Consider the following 22676-nt stretch of genomic DNA (forward strand, 5'->3'; position numbering starts at 1 on the left):
CTGTCAGGCGTCGTCCTGCGACGCCGGTTGTGACGTTCCGCAGGCCCTGGCGCGCGTGCTGCGCTGCGCCGGGCGTGGTTGTTTCCCTTTCCCAGGATGTGCCCGATGTACGGCGAATTCAGTCTCTACGGTGTGTTCGTTCCCACCTTGCTGGCGTTGATGACGCTGGCCTACCTGCTCAACAGCGCCATCGGCGCGCTGCTGACCCGCGCCGGTGCGTATCGCCATGTCTGGCACCCGGCGCTGTTCAACCTGGCGCTGTACATCGCGCTGTTGGGCGGCCTGTTTTTCCTTACCCGTTGGATGCAATCGTGAAAAAGTTGATCAAGACCGCGGGGCCGGCGCTGCTGACCCTGGCAATGGTGGTGGTGGCCGCGCTGGTGCTGCAGCAGTTGTGGCGGTACTACATGGACGCGCCATGGACGCGCGATGCGCACGTGGGCGCCGATGTGGTGCAGGTGGCGCCGGACGTGTCCGGGCTGGTGGAATCGGTGGCGGTGGACGACAACCAGGCGGTCACGCGCGGCCAGCTGCTGTTTGTGGTGGACCGCGCGCGCTATGCGATTGCGCTGGAACAGGCGCAAGCCGCGCTGGCCGAGCGCCAGGCCACGCTGACCCAGCTGCGCCGCGAGATCGCGCGCGACCGCAGCCTGCAGGACCTGGTGGCGGCTGAAGATGCCGAGGTGCGCCGCTCGAACGTGCAAAAGGCGCAGGCTGCGGTGGCCACCGCGCAGTCGGCGGTGGATCTGGCCCAGCTCAATCTGGACCGCACGCAAGTGCGCAGCCCGGCCGATGGCCATGTCAGCGACCGCACCGTGCGCGTGGGCGATTACGTCAGCGCCGGGCGCCCGGTGGTGGCGGTGCTGGATACCGGCTCGTTCCGCGTCGATGGCTATTTCGAAGAAACCCGCCTGCATGGCGTGCATGCCGGCCAGCGCGTGGACGTGCGCCTGATGGGCGAGCCGGTGACCTTGCACGGGCATGTGCAAAGCATCGCTGCCGGCATCGAAGACCGCTACCGCAGCGGTAGCGCCGGCGCGCTGCCCAATGTCACCCCGGCGTTCGATTGGGTGCGGCTGGCGCAGCGCATCCCGGTGCGCATTGCGCTGGATCAGGTGCCTACGCACGTGCAGCTGATTGCCGGGCGCACCGCCACGGTGACGATCCTGCCCGATGCCGCACCGGCGCCGTCTGCTGGCTCGCCTGCGCATGTGCAGGCAAAGGCCGCGCCATGAAGCGCCTGCGTCTGCTCGCTCTGAGCGCGGCCGTCACGTTGCTGGCGGCGTGCAGCACGGTCGGCCCCAATTACGCACTGCCCGACCAGTCCGCCTACCAGCGGCCGGCCGCCAACGCCGCGTTTCTGGACACCGGCAACGACCAGGTGCAGCCCGGCGCGCCGCTGCCGGCACGCTGGTGGGCGCTGTATCAGGACCCGATGCTCGATGGCTTGGTCGAACAGGCGCTGCACGACAACGTCGCGTTGAAGGTGGCCAGCGCCAACCTGCGCCGCGCCGCAGCGGTGTACGAACAGGCCATGGACGCCGGCGGCTTCGATTACGAGGTGGAAGCCGGCGTCAGCCGCGCGCAGGTGTCGGCCGAAGCCTTCTTGCAGGAAGAAAAGCTGCCGGTGTTCAACCTGGCCGATGGCAAGTTTGGCGTGTCGTACCAGTTCGACCTGTTCGGCAAGCTGCAACGCGGCGCCGAGGCTGCGCACGCCGATACGCAGGTGGCGCAGGCCGCGATCGATCTCGCCCGTGTCAACGTGGCTGCGCAGGTCGCCGGCAGCTATGTGGAGATCTGCCATGCCAACCACGAGCTGCATGTGGCCGAGCATTCGCTGCAATTGCAGCAGCGCAGCCGCGAGATCACCCAACGCCTGATCGCCGCCGGACGCGGCACCCCACCGGATCTGGCCCGCGCCACCGCGCAGGTGGCGATGCTGCAAGCCGCCCTGCCACCGCTGCGCGCGCGTCGCCAGGCAGCCGGCTATCAACTGGCGGCATTGCTCGGCAAGACGCCTGGCGAAGTGCCTGCCGGTGTCGACCACTGCGCGCAAGCGCCGGCCTTGCAGCAACCCATTCCGATTGGCGATGGCCGCAGCTTGCTCGCCCGTCGCCCGGACGTGCGCCAGGCCGAGCGGCGGCTGGCCGCGGCCACTGCACGCATCGGCGTGGCCACCGCCGAGCTGTATCCGGATATCCGCCTGGGCGGTTCGATCGGCGCCACCGGCCTGCTGGCGGACTTCGGTGAGCCGGCAACGCATGCCTGGTCGTTTGGCCCGCTGATTTCCTGGACGCTGCCGTCCAGCGGTGCGCGTGCCCGCGTGCGCGCCACCGAAGCCGGCGCCGATGCCGCGCTGGCGCAGTTCGACAACACCGTGCTGCAGGCGCTGCGCGAGGTGCAGACCACACTCTCGCGCTACGCGCAGGATCTGGACCGCCTGCATCTGCTGGAACAGGCGCAGCAACAGGCCGAGCTGGCGTCGGCGCAAAACCGCCGGCTGTATCAAGGCGGGCGCACCCCGTATCTGTCCAGCCTGGATGCCGAGCGCACCCTGGCAACTGCCGACATGACCCTGGCCACTGCGCAGGCGCAGGTGTCGCAGGATCAACTCCAGCTGTTTCTGGCGCTGGGCGGCGGTTGGAATACCGACGCCCGTAGCGACGCCACCGCTGCCACTGCCACTGCCACGCCATGAACGCACTGCTGCGCGATCGCCAGGCCTGGCTGTTTTCGGTCAAGACCTTTGCCGCCTCGATCGCAGCGTTGTACGTGGCGCTAGCCGGCAATCTGTCGCGGCCGTACTGGGCGATGGCCACCGTCTATATCGTCTCGCAACCGCTGCTCGGCCCCACCCGCGCCAAGGGCGTGTACCGCGTGCTCGGCACCGTGCTGGCCGGCGCGGCCACCTTGGTGATGCTGCCGAATCTGGTCGAAACCCCGCTACTGCTGAGCGCGGCGATGGCGTTGTGGTTGTCGGCCTGCCTGTTTTTGGCGCTGCTCAATCGCGGCCCGCGCGGCTATGCGTTTTTGCTGGCCGGCTACACCACCGCGTTTATCGGCTTTCCTGCGGTGACCGCGCCGGAAGGCATTTTCGACACCGTGGTGGCGCGCAGCGAAGAGATCGTATTGGGCACGGTGATGGCGGTGCTGTTTGCCTCGCTGGTGTTCCCCGCTTCGGTGCGGCCGATGGTGACCGCACGCATCGGCGGCTGGATGCAGGACGCTGCACAATGGTGCCGGCAGGTGCTGCAGCGTGGCGACTCGCACACGCCGCGTAACCGGCTGGCGGCAGACCTGGTGCAGTTCGAGGCCTTGATCGCCTTCGTCCGTCACGACGACCCGCGGCATGCCAGTGCGGCACCGGCGATGGAGCAACTGCGCGCGCGCATGCTGATGCTGCTGCCGGTGCTGTCGTCGATCGCCGATCGGCTGGATGCATTGCAGCGCGATGGGTCTGCACAGCCGCCCGCACTCAAGGCGCTGCTGGACGACGTCGCCGGTTGGGTGGATCAGCGCAAGGACGCAGGCAGCGATGCCGATGTCGACGCGTTGCGCGCACGCATCGCCGCGCTGCGCCCGGTAGTCGATCAGGACATCGAGCATCTGCTATTGGCGAGCTTGCTGCTGCGCCTGGAAGAATTGCTCGACCTCTGGCAAGACTGCCGCGCACTGGAACAGACGTTGCTGCGGGGCACCGCGCTGCCGCCGCCGCGTGCGCTGCCGGCAGCGAGAGAGCCTGCAACAGCCGAATCGATGGGCGCTGCGCAAGGCGATGCCGGTGCGCGTTCGCGCATTCGCCCCTCACTGCTGCAGCGCCTCGGCATCTCGCGGCCCCAGACCGCCGATGCAGGCGTACCTGCCAGCAGCGCGCGCCACATCGACTTCGGCATGGCGGCGTTTTCCGCGCTCAGCGCTGGCTTTGCGCTGCTGGCGTACTGCGTGTTGTGGATCGGCATCGGTTGGGAGGGCGGCGGCAACGGCGCGATGATGGCTGCGGTCACAGCCGCGTTCTTTGCCGCGCAGGACGACCCGGCACCCAGCATGGTGTCGTTTCTGACCTGGGCGGTGGTCGCCAGCGTAGTCGCAGGCATTTACCTGTTCGGCATCTTCCCCGCGATCCACGACTTCCCGATGTTGGTGCTGCTGTTGGCGGCGGTGTTTCTGCCCATCGGCGCCTTGCTGCATCGGCCCAAGAGCATGTTGATCGCGCTGCCGCTGGTGGTGAATCTCACCGCCCTGCTCAGCCTGCAGAACACCTACAACGCCAACATCCAGAGCTTCGTCAACGCCGCCGTGGCGATGGTGCTGGGGATTGGATTCGCGGTGGTGCTCACAAAGGTGTTCCGCTCGGTCGGCGCCGAATGGAGCGCGCGTCGCCTGGTCCGCCAGGCGTGGCGCACGCTGGCCGACGCCGCCGATGGCCATGGCGCGCAGGACCGCCACCAGTTCGCCGCGCGCATGCTGGATCTGCTCGGCTTGCTAGCACCCAGGTTGGCCTTGGCGCCGGAAGGCAGCGACCTGGCATCGATGGATATGCTCAGCGAAGTACGCGTGGGTTTGAACATCCTGCAGCTGCGCAGCGCACGGCACGGCTTGCCGCCACCGAGCGTGGACGCGGTGGACACCATCCTGGCTGATGTTGCCGCGCACTACCGGCAACAGATCGCGCACAAGCGTCCGTTGCCTGCACCGGATGCTCTACGTACGCGTCTGGATGCTTCGCTGGCGCGCGTGGGCAAGGTGCCGGCGGGAACGCATCGCGATGACGCGTTGCTGGGGTTGATCGGGCTGCGTTACAGCGTGTTTGCCGAGATGGCTCAGAAGGACGCAAATGCCAGACACCAGAAGCCTGATTTAGCCCCTCTCCCTGCGGGGCGATAAGGCACTGCCTGCGCGCCGCTGGCGCGCGTGCCTTGGAGCGCCCGCGCTGCTGGCGCAGGCCGGGGCGCGGGGCCGGAGCCCGGGCTGGGGTTGGGGTGTCCCAATGCACGACCGCAATATCGATGCTTCACCTTGGCGACGCGTGGCGACGCGTTCACCATGGCTGGCATGCTAGTCGCCTGAGGCGCCCCTCATCCGCCCTTCGGGCACCTTCTCCCGAAGGGAGAAGGGAGCTAGCTATCAAGCTTGCGGTTGCATCAACACATCACCGCTTGCGCTGACGCATCGCCGCTTCGTCATCCAGCCAGTTGCTGCCCTTGTTGGTCAGGAAGAACATGTACACCACCAACGACACCGCAATCACCGCGGTTGCGTAGATCACAAACTCGCTCACGTGCCCGGTCTTCAACGAGGCCTGATACAGCAACGGCGCGGTGCCACCAAACGCGGAGTTCGCCAGCGCATAGCCGAGGCCAACGCCCAGCGCGCGCACATGGGTGGGGAACAATTCCGCCTTCACCACCGCATTGATCGAGGTGTAGCCGGTCAGGATCACAAAGCCCACGGTGAGGATCGCAAATGCGGTCAACCAGTCGGTCTGCTTGGGTAGCTCGGTCACCAGGAACCAGGTGTACAGCACGCCGCCGATGCCGAAGAACACCAGCAAGGTCTTGCGCCCCACGATATCCGACAGCCAACCGCCCACCGGCTGCATCAGCATCAGCACCGTCAGCGCAACCAGGTTGATGATGGTGCCGGCCATCACGTCGCCACCGGCGAACGCGGTCTGGATCATCTTCGGGCCGGTCACCGAATAGGTGTAGAACGCGATGGTGCCGCCGGCAGTGATCAAGAAGCACAGCAACAGCGGACGCCACTGATTGACGAACAGCTCGCGCATCGAGCCGGACGCCTTGGCCTTGCCGGTGCGCGAATCGGCGATGGATTCAGAGCTCAGCGATTCGTCCATGGTCTGACGCAACCAGAACACCACCAGCGCACCGATACCGCCCAGGCCGAACGCCACACGCCAGCCCCATTCGGACACTTGCGAGGCATCGAAGAAGTGCAGCATCACCAGCAAGGTGGTCTGCGCCAGCACGTGCCCGCCCACCAGGGTCACGTAATGGAACGACGACAAGAACCCGCGTCGGCCCGGAATCGCCGCCTCGGACATGTAGGTCGCGCTGGTGCCGTATTCGCCACCGGTCGCAAAGCCCTGCACCAGGCGCGCCAACAACAGGATGATCGGCGCGGCAATACCAATGGTGGCCACCGTCGGCGTCACCGCGATCACGAACGAGCACAGCGCCATCATCGACACCGAGATCGTCAACGCCAACCGCCGGCCGTAGCGGTCGGCAAAGCGACCGAAGTACCACGCACCGATCGGCCGCATCAAAAACGTCATCGCAAAGATCGCCCACACGAACATCGTGGCGTTCTTGTCTTCCTTGGAAAAGAACTGCGATTCGAAATAGGTGGCAAATACCGAGTAGACGTAGACGTCGTACCACTCGACCAGGTTGCCGGCCGATCCCTTGAGCGTATTGGACACCGAGCGGCGAAGGCTACCGGGTGCTGCGCCAGAACCGGCGGCGATCGGAGACGATGGGGGTGCGCTCATGCGGTCAGAACCTCTTCGGTGGGGCAGCCTGGGAGTATAGGTGCGCACTTGTGTGACGCATGTAAGCATTTCGGCGCATAGGCAGCCGCCGTGGAAGCGGCTAGTCCGTCCGGTTTGCGAGCGGGCGGGAGCCAACGCGGAGCGTGCACTTGTGTCCTTCCACACCGACGTGCACTGGATGTCGTCTTAGCGCTTCAGTCCGCTTTCGGCGTTGGCGCCGCAAGCGATTTGCTGTACATCCCCGACCCGTCGAAACAGCACGCACGCCGCTTGCCGGAGGCGAGCATGTCGCAGGCAGTGGCAATGCGCTTGATCCGCGTGTCGGCCTTCTTGCCCGAGGTGATCCAAAAGATCCGGTCGCTCCACTGCGGTGATGGCGTCCCAGGTGGCCCGTGCGTTTGGGAAGCACGGACGCTGTACCAGAAACGGACGCACCGCCGAACCGCAGCAGCAAACGCGCCTGCCAGGCGCTCAGGCAGCCACCTCCATCCCCACCTGTAAACTCCAGCGTCCGGGGCACACGGATCGTCCAGCGCAATCACCATGAGCAAGCATCACACCGAGACCAGTAAATTCCTCAGCTACGTCTTGCGGCATGCACCGGAATCCATCGGGCTGACGCTGGGTCGCGACGGCTGGGCAGACATCGACGCGTTGATTGCGGCAGCCAATGCCCACGGCAAGGCGCTGGATGCGGAGTTGATCGGCGCGGTGGTCTCCAGCAGCGACAAGCAGCGCTTTGCGCTGTCTGCCGACGGCCTGCGCATCCGTGCAGTGCAGGGTCATTCGACGGCGAGCGTGGCGCTTGCGCACGTGGGAAAGACACCGCCGACGCTGCTATACCACGGCACCGCCACGCGGTTTCTCGACGCGATCCTGCGCGAAGGCCTGCGCCCGGGCCAACGCCACCATGTGCATCTGTCCGCCGATCCGCAGACCGCCATGCACGTGGGCGCCCGCTATGGCACGCCGGTCTTGCTGATCGTCCAGGCCGGACAGATGCATGACCAGGGCCTGCGGTTTTTTGAGGCCGACAATGGCGTGTGGCTCATCGACGCAGTACCGGTAGCGTTTCTGACCCAGGCCAGCTGACGCACGCAGGCCGGCAACTGCCGCCACGCGCAGCGGTATGTGGCACGGCACCACGGCAGTGCCTCGCAGCGCAGCGCACGCGCCTGCCTTCACAACCCCCATGCCGCGCGCCTTGGCAGAATGCCGGCCGCTTGTGGCCGCAGTGGTAGGGGAATCGGAGTTGGATGCATGACATGGATCATCGTGGCCACCGTCGTCATCACCTTGCTGGTGGGGCTGCTGCTGCTCAACTTCGCCACACCTGAGAAGAAGCTTGAGCATATTCCGAGCCATTGCTACGACGTTTCGGACCCGCAGTTCAAACGTGAGATGTCGGTGTTGCTGGGGCCAGCGATCCTGCCCGGCAACAAGATCCAGGTGCTGCAGAACGGCCACGAGATCTTTCCGGCGATGCTGGCCGCCATTCGCGGTGCGCAGCACACCATCACCTTCGAAACCTACATCTACTGGTCGGGCGAGATCGGCCGCGAGTTCAGCGAGGCGCTGTCCGAGCGCGCGCGGGCCGGCGTCAAGGTGCGCGTCACCATCGATTGGGGCGGCAGTCTGAAGATGGATCCGTCGCTGGTCGAAGAGATGACCGATGCCGGCGTGGAAGTGCACCGTTACCGTCCCCTCACCTGGTACAACCTGCACCGCGTCAACAACCGCACCCATCGCAAGTTGCTGGTGATCGATGGCCGCATCGGCTTTACCGGCGGTGTGGGCGTGGCCGATCAATGGATGGGCGATGCGCAGGATCCGGAGCATTGGCGCGACTCGCATTACCGCATCGAAGGCCCGGTGGTGGCGCAGGTGCAGGCCGCCTTCAACGACAACTGGATCAAGACCACCGGCCGCGTGCTCAACGGCGCCGAGTACTACCCGCAGCTGGCGCCAGCCGGCGACAGCGATGCGCAGCTGTTCGTGGCCTCGCCGGCCGGCGGCAGCGAGAGCATGCACCTGATGTATCTGATCGCCATTGCCGCGGCACGCACGTCCATCGATCTGGCCGCGGCGTACTTCGTGCCGGATGCGCTGATCACCCGCTCGCTGCTGGAGGCGCGCAGCCGTGGCGTCAAGATCCGCGTGCTGCTGCCGGGCAAACATATCGATGCGGTGTCGGTGCGGCTGGCGTCCAAGGCCAGCTGGGAGCCGCTACTGCAGGCCGGCATCGAGATCCACGAGTACCGGCCCACCATGCTGCACACCAAACTGCTGATCATCGACACCTTGCTGGTGTCGGTGGGCTCGACCAACTTCGACATCCGCTCGTTCCGCCTCAACGACGAGGCCAGCCTGAATGTCTACGACGCCACGCTGGCCGCGCGCATGACCGAGGTCTTCGATCGCGACCTGCAACGCGCCGAGCAGTACACGCTGGAACGCTGGCGGGCGCGGCCGCTGCGGCAGAAGCTGGGCGAAAAGCTGGTGTTCCCGTTCCGTTCGCAGGTGTGATGCGGCGTCACCGATGCTGCACCGCACCCGCTCACCCAACTGCGGAAGCCGCGGCCTGCAACCGCAGCTGGCGCAGGCGCCACCACACCCCGCCCACGTGCACCAGCGAATACAGCACCAGTGCGGCGGCAATCCCCAAGGTCAGCGGGCTGGCCTGCGACCCGGCAGCGGCCGCACCCTCGCTGAAAGCACCGGCGCCCCAGCGCCAGGCCAGCCGGCCCAGCAGCACCAGCATCAACGCGCCGCCGATCCATGGATTGGGCGTGTACCAGCCGCGGCCGTCCACCCATTCGGCATGCGTGTAACGCAGCGACACTGCGCCCAGCCCGATGCCGGCCGCCGTTCCCAGCGCAACGCCCAGCCGCACCTGCGGTAATCCGTAGACCGCAAACGCCAGTGCGGCGGCGGCGATGACCAGCACGGCCGCGCGCACCGCAGTGCCCACCGGCTTCCACTGCTGGCGACCGAAGCTGCGGCGGATGCGCCGGTAGTAAATAAAGGCGATGGCCGCCATCGACAGGTATGGGGTAAACGGTGCGATGGCAGCAGCGGGCATGACCAATCCTGTGTGGGTGCAGTGACGGCTGCAGGATGAAACCCGCCGGTACCGCGAACAAGGTGCCAAGTGTCACTTTCTGCGGCCGGCGGCGTACCTCACGGCGGCCGGCTCCTGGGTGCGTCGCGCTCCCGATCGCCGGTGCCATTGCCTCCGGTGAACGCCGCACACGCGCACGCCAGCCATTGCCACACGCGGATCAAGGCCGCGGCGGTAGACTTGCCGGCAGTACTCCCCCACCGCAGTGCCATGTCCGCCATCAAGCACCACGCCCAGACGTTGATCGATACGCTGCCCGACACGGCAGACTGGCAGGACGTGGTGCGCGTCGTGGGGGCGGCCAGCTTCCAGGCCGCGGTGCTGGACGGGATTGCCGCAGCCGACCAGGGCGCCATCACCGCACCGGCCCAGGTCACCGCACTGTTCGCCAGATGGGGCGTTGATGTTGCGGCGTGACTGGACCGTCCCGGCCGCCAAGCAGCTCGCCCACGCCCAGGATCACTACCACGCGCTCAACCCGACCATTGCCGCGGCGATGGCGCGGCATGTGCTGGACGCCACCCGCACCCTGGCCGAGCAGCCCGGGCGTGGCCACGCCGGCCGCGTGCCCGGTACCCGCGAGTGGGTGGTCAAGCACACGCCCTACGTGCTGGTTTACCGCGTGCGCGACGACGCGCTGCAACTGCTGCACGTCCATCTGGACCCCAGCGACTGGCTGCCTCGCAGCGAACCGCTGATCGAACGTATCGAGCCGTGGATCGCCGCGCTGATCAGCGCGCTGCTGCATGTGCTGATGCTGCTGATCCTGCTGTCCGCCTCCACCCCCAGCATGACCCCGCCGCAAGGCTCGGCCAGCGGTGGCCGCACCAAGGTGGATTTTGTCGGCGACACCGATCAGCCGCAGCAACCCACGCCCTCCCCGACGCCCACACCGCCCTCGCAGACCCCTGCGCCGGTGCAGCCGCCGCCGGCCGCCTCGCCGCTGCAATCCACGCTGGTCCAGAACGCCAAGAACCCGGTGCCGCCGCAAGGCAACACCCGCCGCGGCAGCCTGGCCGAGCAGCGCCGTGCACAACCGGTGCAGCGCCCCACCCCGCCGCAACCGCCGGCCGAACCGTCATCGCCGCCGCAGCGCCGCCCCGAAACCTGGACCGGCCGCCCACCGGGCATGCTCGACGAACCGGCCGATGCCGCCGAAGACGGCAGCGCCAACACGCCCACCATCAGCGAAGGCCGCCGCCGCGACCGCAGCAATGCCCAGCCCAGCATGGATATCGGCGGCTTCCAGGTTTATTACGACGTGCGCAGCGAAACCCAGCTGCGCGCGTGGAAGGAACAGGGCATGCAGGAGATCGCCATCATTCTGCCCGGCACCCAGCAACGCATGGTCTGCCCGCTGGATGTCGCGCTCAAACGCGGCTCCAGCAAATGCCGCCTGCTGCCGCCGGATTCGCCGGAATTGAAAAACATCGGCGACGCCCGCGAGGTCATCAACATGATGGAGGTCTACCGCCAGGGCGAGCCGGTCTGGCGCGGGCCGGGGCCGTATCGGTGATGCCTGGATCTGTGTCTGCCGCACATGTCGGCATGCAATCCCGCTGTGCTCCAGAAACGCTCACCGAAAACCGCGGCAGCGTTGCCCATCGCCAGCACACCGCAACCGAACGCGCCGACCATTTAGAGCGGCTAACACAACGTAGCGGGCAATCGTCAGGTGAGTGTGGACGGCGCGCTCAGAACCGGAATGTACGCGTGGTACATGCCGCACCGAGCACCGGCCGCGCCCGCCTGGCGGTGAGCACCGTAGGGTTGTTAGCTGCCCTTAGTCAGCGCGTTCGGCGGCAATTCGCACGTCGCGCAGATCAGCGCCCCTGGTCTTTGCCCAGCTGGGTGCCCAGTTTTCCAGTGAACGGCGCCGGATCGCTGGTGACTAGGCAGTTATAGGGCTTGTCGCTGTTGAGGACGAGTACCGATGACTTGGGGCCTTTGAAATTCAGCCCGGTCGAAAACAGCACGTAGGTATTGGGCAACGCGCTCGGGCGAAACGCGCCGAAGGCATACTCGCCAGACAACCCCAACGGGGACAGCGGCACCGTCAGCATCAGCGGCTGTGTCACGACGGGCGAGGGAAGCGACGACGAGGCGGTCATGATCAGGGACTGCGCATCGATGGAATACGTGGTGGTGACCACCATTCCCAGATACTTGGAACTCGGCGCCGCAACCTGCTTGCGACATGCGGCAATGTCTTCCGGCTTCTTGTCTTCCTGCCCGCTCTGCAGCGTGGCGAAGACATGGGTCAAAGTGACCCGCTCGGTGTTGCTGACCGGCGCCGCCATAGCCGCTTCCATGCACACGGCTGTCGTCAGCAGTAACGCGCTGCATGCGGCGAGTTGGCGAGAAAGGCTGAGTGTTTGATGCATATCGAAAACTCCTGAGTCTGAAGCGGGTTAATGGCACTGGACGCGCATTGGCGGCGTTACCTGGCATGACGAACATGTTCATCCCGACGTTCCCTGCGCATCCCGCACAGGTGACATGTCTCACTCAGCCATCCAAACAAAAACCGTCGGTTTACGTTCTCGTTTGATTCCAATCTCGATCTCACGATTCTCGCCAACGCATGCTCTAGCGAATATGTCACTCGGCACGATGAGAAACGCTTGATATAGCGATCTTGGAGAGCGGTCGTTTCACAACCCGACAAATCGTCTCATTAACTTCGATGCGTGATGCATCGCCTATTTTCAACCCGACAGAAGGTCGGATCTGTTTCCAATCTCAGTGATCCACCGATACCGAAAACCCACGACCGTAGCGATGGAATCACTGCACGCCGCAACCTGCGTGCACTCCAGTCAGGCCACCCGGTTGCCGACGCTGACCAGCGCGGCCGGACAGGGTCACAGGGCAGGCAGATCGGATCCGTTGACCTGACATCGCACTCAGAGCCCGCAGCCCGCTGCAAACTGGCTACAGTCCGCCCAGGGCCACCACGCCTACTCCGTCCATCAGCGTCTCAAAGGATCCGCATGTCCATGCATCGTCTTGCACCTCGCCTTGGGCTGGCCGTTGGCCTGCTGTGCGCCTGCGCCGCGCACGCCGCCGAGCCGGTAGCCGCGCATCGCCTGCTGCGCGTCACCCTGGGCGGCGCCGCCGACCAGCCCGTCTCCGGGCGGCTGCTGGTGTTTGCCACCCTGGCCAAGGACGCGCAGGCGCAGGCCAAGGACGGCAAGGTGGAGGCGGTGGATACCAACCCGTTCCGTCCCAGTGCCACCACGGTGGCCGCACAGGAGGTTGCCGGGCTTGCGCCGGGGGCCAGCGTGCAGATCGATCTGGACAACATCGCCTACCCGAACGGGTTTTCTGCGCTGCCGGCCGGTGCCTATCTGTTCCAGGCCGTGCTGGACCCGGACCACAGCTATGGCTACAGCGGCCGCGATGGCGGCGACCTGCTGAGCGCGGTGACGGCGGTCACCCTGGGCAAAGGCGCAGCGCTGCCGGCACTGACGCTGAGCACAAAAGTGCCCGTCTCGGACGACCCGTGGCAGGTCTCGCCACGCGCACCGCAGGCTGTGCGCGATGCCGTGCCCGAGGCCAAGCTGCACACCACCGATGCCTCGATGGTCAGCCCGTCGCTGAGTGCGTTCTGGGGCCGGCCGGTCTCGCTGCGCGCACGCGTGCTCACCCCACCCGGCTATGACGCCAAGGCCCGCACGCGCTACCCCACCGTGTATGTCACCCACGGCTTCGGCGGCAACTACAACCGCTTTGCCGGCAGCATCGCCACCACCTGGAGCGCGATGGCGGCCAAGCAGATGCCGCCGATGATCTGGGTGTTCCTGGATCAGGCCACGCCCACCGGCACCCACGAGTTCGCCGACTCGGTCAACAACGGCCCCTGGGGCACCGCACTGACCGAAGAGCTGATCCCGGCACTGGAGCGCCAGTACAAGATGGACGGCAAGGCCAGCGGCCGATTCTTGACCGGGCACTCCTCCGGCGGCTGGGCCACGCTGTGGCTGCAGACGCGCTACCCCAAACTGTTCGGCGGCACCTGGTCCACCTCGCCCGATTCCAGCGACTTCCGCGACTTCACCGGCCCGGATCTGTACGCGCCCAATGCCAACGTCTACCGGCGCCCCGACGGCAGCCAGTTCCCCCTGGTCCGCGATGGGGGCAAGGTGGTGGCCGAGCTGGAAACCTTCGCCAAGCTCGAACGCGTGCTCGGCCCGTACGGCGGCCAGCTCACCTCATTCGAATGGGTATTCTCCCCGCGCGGCGCCGACGGCCGCCCGGTGCCGATGTTCGACCGCGACACCGGCAAGGTCGACCCGGCCGTGGCGGCCTACTGGCGCACGCATTACGACATTGCCGCCCGCGTGGCCGCGCAGTGGCCCACGCTCAAGCCGGACCTGGACGGCAAGATTCACCTGATTGTCGGCACCGCCGACACGTTCTACCTGGACGGCGCGGCGCATAAATTCCAGTCGGTGCTGGACGGCCTGGGCGCCAAGAGCGACTTCCGCTATCTGGAAGGCCGCAGCCACTTCGACCTGTACAAGGAAGGCGACGACGGCAACGCCCTGATGAAGAAGATCGCGTCGGAAATGTACGCAGTGGCGCGACCGAAGCAGTAAGTGCGCCACTGCACCGCCGCCGCGTGGCTTCCCGGCGGTGTGCGCGAGGGTTTCACGCGGCTGATTAACGCGATATCTGCGCCTGCGGTGCAACACCGCACGGCGCAGCAGCGCGCTCGTGCAACTGCATGCAGGGCTGCTACGTGCAGCAACGCACCTGCGCATCGCGATGCACTGCGCCAACGTGTTGTGCAAGACACGCACGATGCGTGGCATTGACCACACCGCGCGCATCTTCGCTCTCGCCACTGAGAGCAGCTAACAACACGTCGCGAGCAGTCGTCAGGTGACGCGCCCATCACCGGTGTGCACGCGCGCACCGAGCACCGGCCAACCCGCCATGCGGTGAGTACAGTCGGTTTCTCAGCTGCTCACGCCGAGCGCTTGGGCAGCTCCCACTCCATCTGCTGGCGCAATACCAGCAGCAGCACCTTGAGACTGCCGGAGCGGACCAATGCGGCGGGGGTCTGGCCATCCAGCGCATTCATCGGCTCGCGAAACCAGCGGATCAGCGCCTCGTTATTGCCGCCGTGCAGTGCCCAGGCGTGGCACACGATCTCGCCCAGCGCCTCGATTCCGGCACCGCCCAGCAACTTGAGATGCTCCGGGCTGAATTTGAACAGCGACAGCACCAGCTCGGCGTCGGCGGCCTTGCCGTGATCGACCGCCATCTGCGCGCTGTGCGCCGTGCTGTAGCTGGACGGCTGCGCGCGCAGGGCTTCGGCCCGGCGCATGCCAATGAGCAGTGAGTCAATCAGGTCGGCGCGTTCCACGGTGCAGTCCGGCAGTGTCTAGCGCGCACGCTAACGGTGCGGCTGACCGCGCTCAATCAGGAGTCTCCCGACATCCGCTGCGTCAGTCAGCCGGCATTGCCATCGGCAGTCTTTAACAACCGCCTTGCTAGCATCTGGGCGCGTTGCTGGTGGCGCCGGGTGACCCGGGCCGCCGTTTCTGGAGTGTCATCTCATGAGGAGTCGCCGATGAACTGGAAGTCCGCCGTTGCCCTGCTTGCCCTGTCCGCCACCGCCGTGCCGGCGCTGGCCCAATCCGACCGGCAAGTCGCCGAAGACATGATCACCCGCTCGGCCAATGTCTGCCCCGGCCACAGCACCGAGCGCACCAGCCCCACCGTCAAGGCCGTGCCCGTCGGCGCGCTGCGCGTGATGCTGGAGCGTGGCCTGGTGATGTGCCCCGACCGTCGCCTGGATGCCACCGCCCCGGCCGTGTTCTATGGCCGCCTGGGCGTGTTCGCCTGGAACCCGGAAGTGCCCGCCGGCAAGACCGTGATCGTCAAGCAGATCGACACGATGACCCGCAAGGACGACTACCCGGTCGAAACGCTGGTGTGGGACGCCAAGGGCACCGCGCTCAAGCAGCAGACCGTGCCGATGTTCGAGCCACGGCCGGGTGCGGCGGTGTTGTACAAGGTGCGTTGAGGCTGACGCGCGGTCGCGGTACCGATTCGTCCGGCTGCACGCAACGCAACGCCGTCGCTTGCAGTCCGGGCTCTGCCTGGACTCGACTCCAGCACGCTGCACAGGAGGATGCATGAGACACCCATTGGCCCTGGCCGGCCTTGCGCTCATGGCATTGGGCTTTTCCATCCCGGGCTGCAGCGCACCACAAAAAGGCGCCAGCACCATGACCAACGAACAAGGGTGCGTGAGGCAACGTGGCGGCCCGCAAGACCCCGGCACCCAGCCGCCGCCGGTGATGGAAGCATGCCTGGGCCCATACAAGCTGCATATTCCCGCCAATTACTTCGATGACCAGATGGGGCCGAACTTCGATGGCAGCTTTGGGCTGTATTTGGAGTATCCGGATCTCGACGCGTTTGCTCCCGGCGAGCGCGCACATCTGAAACTGGATGTGGCCACCCGCACCGTCAACATTGGCTACCGCTATCTCGACCGGGTTACCCCCGACACTTTCCTGCAGCGGCAGTACACCCCGGACGGCACAGAACAGGACACGCCCGAAGCGGATATCAACACCCGCATCAGGGGCGAGGAAAAAGATGGGCTCACGCCTTACTACGCCAACGTCGCTGCGTACCGCGAGCACTATCTAGCGCAAGGGCTGAAACCGTCCAATTCCATCATGGACGCAAGCTACTACAAGGATTGGTATGTGAGCCGCGATGCACAAGGGAACATCGACACCATCATCAAGTGCACGTCCCGCGAGGTCGAGCAGTCGGGCGTGGAGCACCGCGCAGGCAAGCTTGTCCGTAGCGCCGAGCGTGAACTTCCCGGCTGCGAGCACATCTTTGTCATTCCAGAACTGAAGGTCGCCGTAGAGATCGACTACGTGCGTGTTGCCTTGAAGGACTGGAAGAAGATCCAGGACCGCGCACGAAACGCACTGCAAGAATTTATGGCCGCCCCAGCCGGCACTTGAGCGCCGGCTGGCAACAAGGAGTTGATGCATGCCAGGACTGACGCAAGACGATCTTCGGATTCTTTCTGCCTATGCGCGCGAAGAGAATCGGGAGCTGTATTGGAACTACCTCGCCCACAAAGAGGGCAACGACGGCTACGGCCTGCTTGCGTTAGGTGTGGTGCGCAACGACAACGCGCCTGGAGCGACCGCAAACATTTTTGCCGACAACCGCGCACGCGACGGAGACGTGCGTATGAGCGAGCGGCAGTGGAACCAGTTTGGCGTCGAGCTCATGCGGCGCGATCTGGGCGAACGTCGGAGTCAGCTGGATGCCGGGCATCCGGATCTTGCACTCAACCTTCCCGTTCGAGATGTACAAGATGTACATGACCGTACATTCCAGTCGCACCAGATCGACCCCAACGGCTGGACACCGCGCGAGTTTCTGCAAGCAGCGCGGCGCCACGGCGGCGAGGGCGAGGCGGAGAAAGCCTGGACAATGATGTTGGACAACAGTGCGCTTGGCCTGTCGCGTATGCGCGCAACCAGCTGGGACACTGCGCACACCTATAACGACGAAGCGCTAGATGCGGCGTCGTACATGTCGCGTATGGGCATGGCAAGAACGCTGGCAACGCAGGCACTGCCCAACACCGATCCAGACCGCATTGGGGCCGAGAATTTCCATGCGGTCTATGACAGGCGCTCCGGCGAATGGACCAACATCACCTCCGTCGGTGATCAGCCGTCTTACCAGCCGATTCACGATGCAAAACAACTTCGTGACCTCAACGAAACACGGCAACTTCGCCTGGAGCGTCAGGAACTACGCGGCAATTTTCATCCCGATGACCCGTACCGCCACCTACCGATCGTACGCAGCCCGTATCTGCTCTCCGAACATGTACCTGCCAACACGACCGAACCGGTTGCACTGGCGGCGGCGACACCCGACCAACCGGGCCACCCTCGGTTTGCCTTGCACCAACAATGCAGTGCAGGGGTGGACGCGCTGGACCAACACCTCGGGCGGCAGCCGGACCAAAGCAGCGCCTGTATGAAAGCTAGCCTGACCACGCTTGCGGCAGCCAATGGGCTACAACGCGTGGACCACGTGCTGCTGAGCACGACCAACGGCAACACACAAGCCGGTCAAAACGTGTTCGTCGTCCAAGGCGATCCAAAGGACCCCGCCCACCTGCGCGCGCACATGCCGACCGAACAAGCAGTTGCGACACCGGTGGAAACCTCGTTCCGCGAGCTGGCGCAAGTCGACCAGCGTCAGCAGCAGTTGCAGACCGCACAGACGTTGGCGCAGCAGCAGGACGCCCCGAGCCACGGCGCACGCACGCTGGCCGGTTAATGCTGGTGATCGGCGCCGATACCCGCAGCGCACCGACGTCCTGCAGTCCCCCGTCAGCCGAGTGGATCGGCCCTGCAATCGTCCAGCCGCTGCGCGTGGATCTGGTCGACGACCACGCGCACCGCGCGTGCGGCATTGAAAATGTTCTCGCCCAGCACCGACAGACTGGTGGCATCCAATGACCTACCGCTGCACACCGCCACCATGTCGCTCTGCGCAGTGATCGTGCGCAGCAGCGTGTGGAACTGATCGATCTGCGCGACGGTGACGCCGAACGTAAAGGGCTCTTGCTGCGTCCGTAGCATGGCGGTTTTGCGGGTTTTCGAAGTCGTCATGGCATCCGTCCTCGACGTGAGCGGACAAGATGTCCGCATGCCAAATTTATCCCTTTTTCAGATATTTGAAAAGGGGATATAGCTTCAGTGCGGCCTATCAACGTTGCCGCCATGCCAATCAAGTCGATCCACAAAGACCATTACGACATTCTGCTACAGCAACTGCGCGAGCTTCGCCTCTCCGCTGGGTTGACGCAGGTTGCCTTGAGCACAGCACTTGAGCGTCCACAGTCGTATGTGAGTGACGTCGAGCGAGGCAGTCGCCGGATGGATCTTCTCCAGTTACGCGACTTCTGCAACGCCTGCGGAACCTCACTGACGAAGTTCGTTAGCGATTTCGAGAAGGAACTGAAATAACGCGTCGAACCAGCGCTTGTTGGGTCACTCATGACTGTTCGGCGCGACCGTCGCGGTGAAGTGTCTCGGCTCCCCCGTAATCGGGTCATCGAATGCCAGCGTCTGCGCGAACAGCTGCAACGGCCGTTCTGGTTCATCTGGCCGCTGGTCTTCCAGATCGGGATAGAAGCGGTCATGCAGGATCGGTGCGCCCAGCGCGGCCATATGCACGCGTAACTGATGCTTGCGCCCGGTGACCGGCTCCAGTCGGTATGTCCACGCGTCTGCGCCGCGCGCAACCACATCGATCACCGTCTCGCTATTCGGTTCGCCCACGCACTCGCGCATGCGAAAGAACGGCTCGCCCGGTTCGAGTCGGCTGCGATGCACATACGGAAACGTCAGTCCCGGCAGCGGCGGTGCCACCGCCAGATAGTGCTTGCGAATGCGTCGCTCGCGGAATAGCGCCTGATAGATCCCGCGCGTGGCCGGGTTGGCTGAGAACAACACCAGCCCGGCGGTATCGCGGTCGATGCGGTGCAACGGTACAAGCGCCGGGTTATCCAGGCGCTGCACCAACCGGGTCAACAGCGTCTGACGCACGTACGCACCGGCCGGCACCACGGGCAGGAAGTGCGGCTTGCAGGCAACGACCACGTGTGCGTCGGCGTGCACCACCGTTTCCGTTGCCCTGATGATCGGCTCGTCCGCGACTTCGCGAAAATAGTAGATCTCCGCGCCAAGCCGATACGGCGTGGCGATATCCAATGCCCGCTGCTGGTCATCCAACACGCGTCCACGCGCGAAGCGGTCGCGCCACGTCTCAGCCGCCACGCCAGGAAAGCACGCACATAGCGCCTGCAGCACCGTGTGCCACGGGCCGGACGGCAGTTGAAACTGGCTGGCAGGAATGCCATCAAGGGTCGGGCGGGAAGCGGACATGGCGACGGCAGCAGCGCATTCAAACAATTGAATGGGATCGTACCTTGCCGCACCGACTATCACTGCAACGTGCCTGCCTCACTGATCAGGGAATGCGATTCCCAAGCGATCTTCAAGCGGCGCGTTGGTGGACAACGCATCCCCTGCCGCCTGGCTTGCTGGCCTGCATGTGGCGCGCGCTCATCCCGACGCATGCATCGACACCATGCATGCGGCGCAGGCCCGTGCCTGCGCCGCATGCCGCTACAGCAGCCCGGTTCCTACGTCTGCCAGCACTGCGGCTGGCACCTCCGACGTCGGCAGCAGCGCGTACGCATACGGCGGCTTCCAGCCGATCGCCGTGTTGAGCGTGCAGACCATGGGCACGCCGTTGACCTGCGAACCACGATCGACATACCTGCCGCCACCGATGTCCTGCACCACATCCTTGCAGCCACTGGCGCCGCCCACCAGGAAGGTGTTGTTCTCCGACAGAATCGCCGACTGGATCGCCACACCATGCGCATAGTTGAACGGATAGTCCGGATCGGCCTTGTCGCCCAGGTGCAGATTGTTGAACAGGTGGATCTGGCCATAACGCCCACGCGGGCCGCGTGATGCCACCGCGTTGAACAGCGAATCGTGGATGGTGACCTTCAACTTGCCCACATCGCCACGGTCGGTCTTGTCGGTGGAGCCAATCAGCGTGTTCTTCTCGTGGTGATCGAAGAACGTGTGCGAGATGGTCACGTAGTTGGCACCATTCTTGACGTCCAGCGCGCCATCGTGATGCTGCACATGGCGGCCATTGGCGACTTCGTTGCGATCATCCAGCCGGCGTCCATCGGTGAACACCATATGGTCGATCCATACATTGCTGGCACCGTCGATGGTCAGGCCATCGAACTCTGAATTCCAGTTACCCAGCTTGCCGTCGGTCGGATCCCACAGCGGCTCCGGATCCCAAGGGTTTTCGATGTTGAGGTTGCGCAGGATCACGTCATTGCTCTTGACCAGCAGATAGCCTTCGATGATCCAGGCATCGGCTCCCACCCCGATCAGCGTAGTTTTGGCGGGAATCTCCAGGCGCGCGCGCTGCTTCATTTCGGCCTTGGTGGCATAGGCCACACCGCCACTGACGTCGATGACGCCTTGCACATAGATCAGGCGTCCGCCCGCACCGACCGGTGCGCGCAACGCCGTCCTGAGCGCATCGGCATCGGCGACCACGAACGTATCTGCCAGCGCCGCCGCGCTGCCGCCACGTGTCCCACCATTTTGCGTTGCCCACCCGGTGCTGGCCACCTCACGTGCAGGATCGGCCGACGCCGCCATGCTCGCCACACACAGGCACGCACCACAAACGGCGCGCAGCATCCCACTTCGCGCAAGAGTCTTGCTCGATTCGATCTTCATGTTGTCCCCATGACGCATGCAAGAGATTGCCTGCCGCACGCACGTCGCAAGACGAAGGCGGCAGGCATGCTGGCCATCGGCAACACCGCTGTTATTGCAGGGTGCCGCGATGGCGGGCGAAATCTAGCAAAACAGACTCAACCGCAAACGACTATTCACTTATAAATTGCGCGTGTGTTGCGTTTTGCTGCGCAGCGAACCCATCGCGGGTGATGGCATGCACACAAATCCACAATGCGCCGACGCATGTCACGCGAGCCATTGGGACAACGTTGAAGACATTGCGCAAAACGCACAGCAAGTGCATCGCAACGCGCGCTGTTGGGACGTGTACGGCGTCAAAAAAAAGACACGTCGAAGACTGTCTGCTTACAACTTGCCGACGCTGGCTTTGGGCGTGGCGTCGACAGCCGCTTCATGCAATGGGATCGCGCGTTGCCGTGCCGATTCTCTCTGCAGGATGTCTCTCTCTCCGATCGCGGAGGAAGAGGTTCGAGCCATACCCATACGATGCGTTGGCAGACAACGCTCACACCAAGATCGACTGCACCGGATTGGTCGCATCCCATACCTACATGCGCAAGAGCGCAGTCAGACGCATAAGCGAGCTCAAGCTTTTGTTGACAAATTTAGTGTTTCTTCGACCGCCTGCATCGCGCAGATCGTTGATGGACCATTGTTCGCATTGGCAGCAGCGCTCTGCTGACAAAACACGTCTCAGCAGCTATGGTCGAACTTGGAACGGGGGTTCTTGCATGGGACGCAGAAAGAAACAGAGCGGGTTTGAAGCGTTGGCCGCATTGCCGTGGCCAGCCGCCTTCGTTGCGGGAATCGCCGCGTATCTCGCAGTGCGCTACGGCATCGCCTGGTGGTTCTCTCAGCACGGCGGGATGCTGTCGCAAGGCATTGCCCAGCAATCGAATGGCATGTTCGCGCCCTTGGCGTGGATGCTGCTCGGCATCTGCTGGCTCGCCGCGTTGTTCTCCTACCTCGGCACACGCAGCCGGCGACGCTTTCTGGAAACACGCACAACGCTGGAGAGCTTGGCGGCCGGCGGGTGGCGCCAGTTCGAACAGCTGGTGGGCGAGGCCTTTCGCCGACAAGGCTATAGCGTCGAAGAAACCGGCCTGGGCGGCCCCGACGGCGGCATCGACCTGATCCTGCGCAAGGACGGACGCCATACGCTGGTGCAATGCAAACAGTGGAAGCGCCAACAGGTCGGCGTCAGCGTCGTACGCGAAATGTTCGGCCTGCTCGCCCATCACCAGGCTGACGCGGTCAAGATCGTCTGTATCGGCAGCTACACCAACGATGCAGAGCACTTCGCCCAAGGCAAGCCGATTGAATTGATTGGCGGAGAGCAACTGTTGGGGATGATACGAGCGGTGCAACTACACGCTGCAGCGCAACCGACACCACAAGCAGCGCGCGTCGAACCTATCTTCGCTTCCACTGAGTCCACTGCCTCTACAACTATCGCCACACCAAGCTGCCCGCGCTGTGGCAGCGCGCTTGTGCAGAGAAGGAACCGGCGCACCAGCGAGAACTTTCTCGGATGCAGCCAGTTTCCGACGTGCAGAGGAACTGCTTGAGTGACCCTGACACCGTTTTACCGCTGGTGGTCTAAACCTAGGGATACCTCAGAATCTGATTCCGTTTTACTTTAGACAGATCAATACACAATAACGTC

21 protein-coding genes, 1 other RNA gene and 1 pseudogene are annotated in these 22676 nt (G+C 64.7%); 14 read left to right on the plus strand and 9 right to left on the minus strand.

Features of this window, described 5'->3' with window-relative positions:
• Window positions 1–96: 96 nt before the first annotated feature.
• From VC212_RS19860 to VC212_RS19875, 4 genes are read left to right on the plus strand one after another with little or no spacing between them, the layout of a single operon-like run.
• Complete coding sequence (locus tag VC212_RS19860; protein ID WP_074052590.1) at window positions 97–315, plus strand: DUF1656 domain-containing protein; 219 nt, start codon at window positions 97–99, stop codon at window positions 313–315.
• The gene (locus tag VC212_RS19865; RefSeq protein WP_323526705.1) at window positions 312–1235 is read left to right on the plus strand and encodes an efflux RND transporter periplasmic adaptor subunit; all 924 of its coding nucleotides are present in this window, start codon (window positions 312–314) and stop codon (window positions 1233–1235) included. Before VC212_RS19860 ends, VC212_RS19865 begins: the two co-directional genes overlap by 4 nt.
• Window positions 1232–2698 carry an efflux transporter outer membrane subunit gene (locus VC212_RS19870; protein WP_323526706.1) on the plus strand — a complete coding sequence of 489 codons (1467 nt, stop codon included), beginning with the start codon at window positions 1232–1234 and terminating at the stop codon, window positions 2696–2698. Before VC212_RS19865 ends, VC212_RS19870 begins: the two co-directional genes overlap by 4 nt.
• Window positions 2695–4884, plus strand: coding sequence for an FUSC family protein (locus VC212_RS19875; RefSeq protein WP_323526707.1), 2190 nt, complete (start codon window positions 2695–2697; stop codon window positions 4882–4884). The genes VC212_RS19870 and VC212_RS19875 overlap by 4 nt, the downstream gene beginning before the upstream one ends.
• A gap of 265 nt (window positions 4885–5149) precedes the next feature.
• Here VC212_RS19875 and VC212_RS19880 read toward each other — a convergent pair whose 3' ends face one another.
• Window positions 5150–6511 (minus strand): MFS transporter, encoded by a 1362-nt coding sequence (locus tag VC212_RS19880; protein WP_055852391.1) that lies wholly within the window; start codon window positions 6509–6511, stop codon window positions 5150–5152.
• A gap of 194 nt (window positions 6512–6705) precedes the next feature.
• Window positions 6706–6913 (minus strand): annotated as a pseudogene (locus VC212_RS19885) (YdeI/OmpD-associated family protein); the annotation flags it as partial.
• A gap of 141 nt (window positions 6914–7054) precedes the next feature.
• On the opposite strand from VC212_RS19885, the gene VC212_RS19890 reads away from it, so the two are divergent.
• Window positions 7055–7603, plus strand: a complete 549-nt coding sequence (locus VC212_RS19890; RefSeq protein ID WP_323526709.1) for an RNA 2'-phosphotransferase — start codon at window positions 7055–7057, stop codon at window positions 7601–7603.
• Between the two features lie 168 nt (window positions 7604–7771).
• A complete protein-coding gene (locus VC212_RS19895) occupies window positions 7772–9037 on the plus strand; it encodes a phospholipase D-like domain-containing protein (RefSeq protein ID WP_161964561.1) in 1266 nt (421 codons plus the stop codon).
• Window positions 9038–9068: 31 nt separating this feature from the next.
• Here VC212_RS19895 and VC212_RS19900 read toward each other — a convergent pair whose 3' ends face one another.
• A complete protein-coding gene (locus VC212_RS19900; protein WP_323526710.1) occupies window positions 9069–9593 on the minus strand; it encodes a hypothetical protein in 525 nt (174 codons plus the stop codon).
• 249 nt (window positions 9594–9842) lie between these two features.
• On the opposite strand from VC212_RS19900, the gene VC212_RS19905 reads away from it, so the two are divergent.
• Window positions 9843–10049, plus strand: a complete 207-nt coding sequence (locus VC212_RS19905) for a hypothetical protein (RefSeq protein ID WP_055852407.1) — start codon at window positions 9843–9845, stop codon at window positions 10047–10049.
• On the plus strand, window positions 10036–11148 hold the full coding sequence (locus VC212_RS19910; RefSeq protein ID WP_323526711.1) for a type II toxin-antitoxin system RelE/ParE family toxin: 1113 nt from the start codon (window positions 10036–10038) through the stop codon (window positions 11146–11148). The genes VC212_RS19905 and VC212_RS19910 overlap by 14 nt, the downstream gene beginning before the upstream one ends.
• A 129-nt stretch (window positions 11149–11277) precedes the next feature.
• Here VC212_RS19910 and VC212_RS19915 read toward each other — a convergent pair.
• Both VC212_RS19915 and VC212_RS19920 read right to left on the minus strand, forming a co-directional pair.
• Window positions 11278–11354: non-coding RNA, sX9 sRNA (locus VC212_RS19915), on the minus strand.
• Window positions 11355–11455: 101 nt separating this feature from the next.
• The gene (locus VC212_RS19920; RefSeq protein ID WP_323526788.1) at window positions 11456–11962 is read right to left on the minus strand and encodes a hypothetical protein; all 507 of its coding nucleotides are present in this window, start codon (window positions 11960–11962) and stop codon (window positions 11456–11458) included.
• Between the two features lie 663 nt (window positions 11963–12625).
• On the opposite strand from VC212_RS19920, the gene VC212_RS19925 reads away from it, so the two are divergent.
• Window positions 12626–14233 (plus strand): alpha/beta hydrolase-fold protein, encoded by a 1608-nt coding sequence (locus VC212_RS19925; RefSeq protein ID WP_323526712.1) that lies wholly within the window; start codon window positions 12626–12628, stop codon window positions 14231–14233.
• A gap of 371 nt (window positions 14234–14604) precedes the next feature.
• Here VC212_RS19925 and VC212_RS19930 read toward each other — a convergent pair whose 3' ends face one another.
• On the minus strand, window positions 14605–15006 hold the full coding sequence (locus VC212_RS19930; RefSeq protein ID WP_055852415.1) for an antitoxin Xre/MbcA/ParS toxin-binding domain-containing protein: 402 nt from the start codon (window positions 15004–15006) through the stop codon (window positions 14605–14607).
• 231 nt (window positions 15007–15237) lie between these two features.
• On the opposite strand from VC212_RS19930, the gene VC212_RS19935 reads away from it, so the two are divergent.
• The 3 genes from VC212_RS19935 (at window position 15238) to VC212_RS19945 (ending at window position 17978) form a co-directional block, all read left to right on the plus strand.
• Window positions 15238–15669 carry a hypothetical protein gene (locus tag VC212_RS19935; RefSeq protein ID WP_193552864.1) on the plus strand — a complete coding sequence of 144 codons (432 nt, stop codon included), beginning with the start codon at window positions 15238–15240 and terminating at the stop codon, window positions 15667–15669.
• A 205-nt stretch (window positions 15670–15874) separates the two neighbouring features.
• A complete protein-coding gene (locus tag VC212_RS19940) occupies window positions 15875–16633 on the plus strand; it encodes a hypothetical protein (RefSeq protein WP_161964576.1) in 759 nt (252 codons plus the stop codon).
• A 28-nt stretch (window positions 16634–16661) separates the two neighbouring features.
• Complete coding sequence (locus VC212_RS19945) at window positions 16662–17978, plus strand: XVIPCD domain-containing protein (protein ID WP_323526714.1); 1317 nt, start codon at window positions 16662–16664, stop codon at window positions 17976–17978.
• A gap of 53 nt (window positions 17979–18031) precedes the next feature.
• Here the strand turns inward: VC212_RS19945 and VC212_RS19950 are convergent, their stop codons facing one another.
• The gene (locus VC212_RS19950) at window positions 18032–18313 is read right to left on the minus strand and encodes a hypothetical protein (RefSeq protein WP_323526715.1); all 282 of its coding nucleotides are present in this window, start codon (window positions 18311–18313) and stop codon (window positions 18032–18034) included.
• Window positions 18314–18424: 111 nt separating this feature from the next.
• Between VC212_RS19950 and VC212_RS19955 the strand changes: the two genes are divergently transcribed.
• Window positions 18425–18670, plus strand: a complete 246-nt coding sequence (locus VC212_RS19955; protein WP_115552350.1) for a helix-turn-helix transcriptional regulator — start codon at window positions 18425–18427, stop codon at window positions 18668–18670.
• Window positions 18671–18694: 24 nt separating this feature from the next.
• Here VC212_RS19955 and VC212_RS19960 read toward each other — a convergent pair whose 3' ends face one another.
• Both VC212_RS19960 and VC212_RS19965 read right to left on the minus strand, forming a co-directional pair.
• Complete coding sequence (locus VC212_RS19960) at window positions 18695–19591, minus strand: pseudouridine synthase (RefSeq protein WP_323526716.1); 897 nt, start codon at window positions 19589–19591, stop codon at window positions 18695–18697.
• Between the two features lie 243 nt (window positions 19592–19834).
• Complete coding sequence (locus VC212_RS19965) at window positions 19835–20905, minus strand: pectate lyase (protein WP_323526718.1); 1071 nt, start codon at window positions 20903–20905, stop codon at window positions 19835–19837.
• An 836-nt stretch (window positions 20906–21741) separates the two neighbouring features.
• Here VC212_RS19965 and VC212_RS19970 point away from each other — a divergent pair.
• On the plus strand, window positions 21742–22578 hold the full coding sequence (locus VC212_RS19970; protein WP_323526719.1) for a restriction endonuclease: 837 nt from the start codon (window positions 21742–21744) through the stop codon (window positions 22576–22578).
• Window positions 22579–22676 lie beyond the last annotated feature (98 nt).

The sequence above is a fragment of the Xanthomonas sp. WHRI 8932A genome (assembly GCF_035012785.1).
Lineage (GTDB): Bacteria > Pseudomonadota > Gammaproteobacteria > Xanthomonadales > Xanthomonadaceae > Xanthomonas.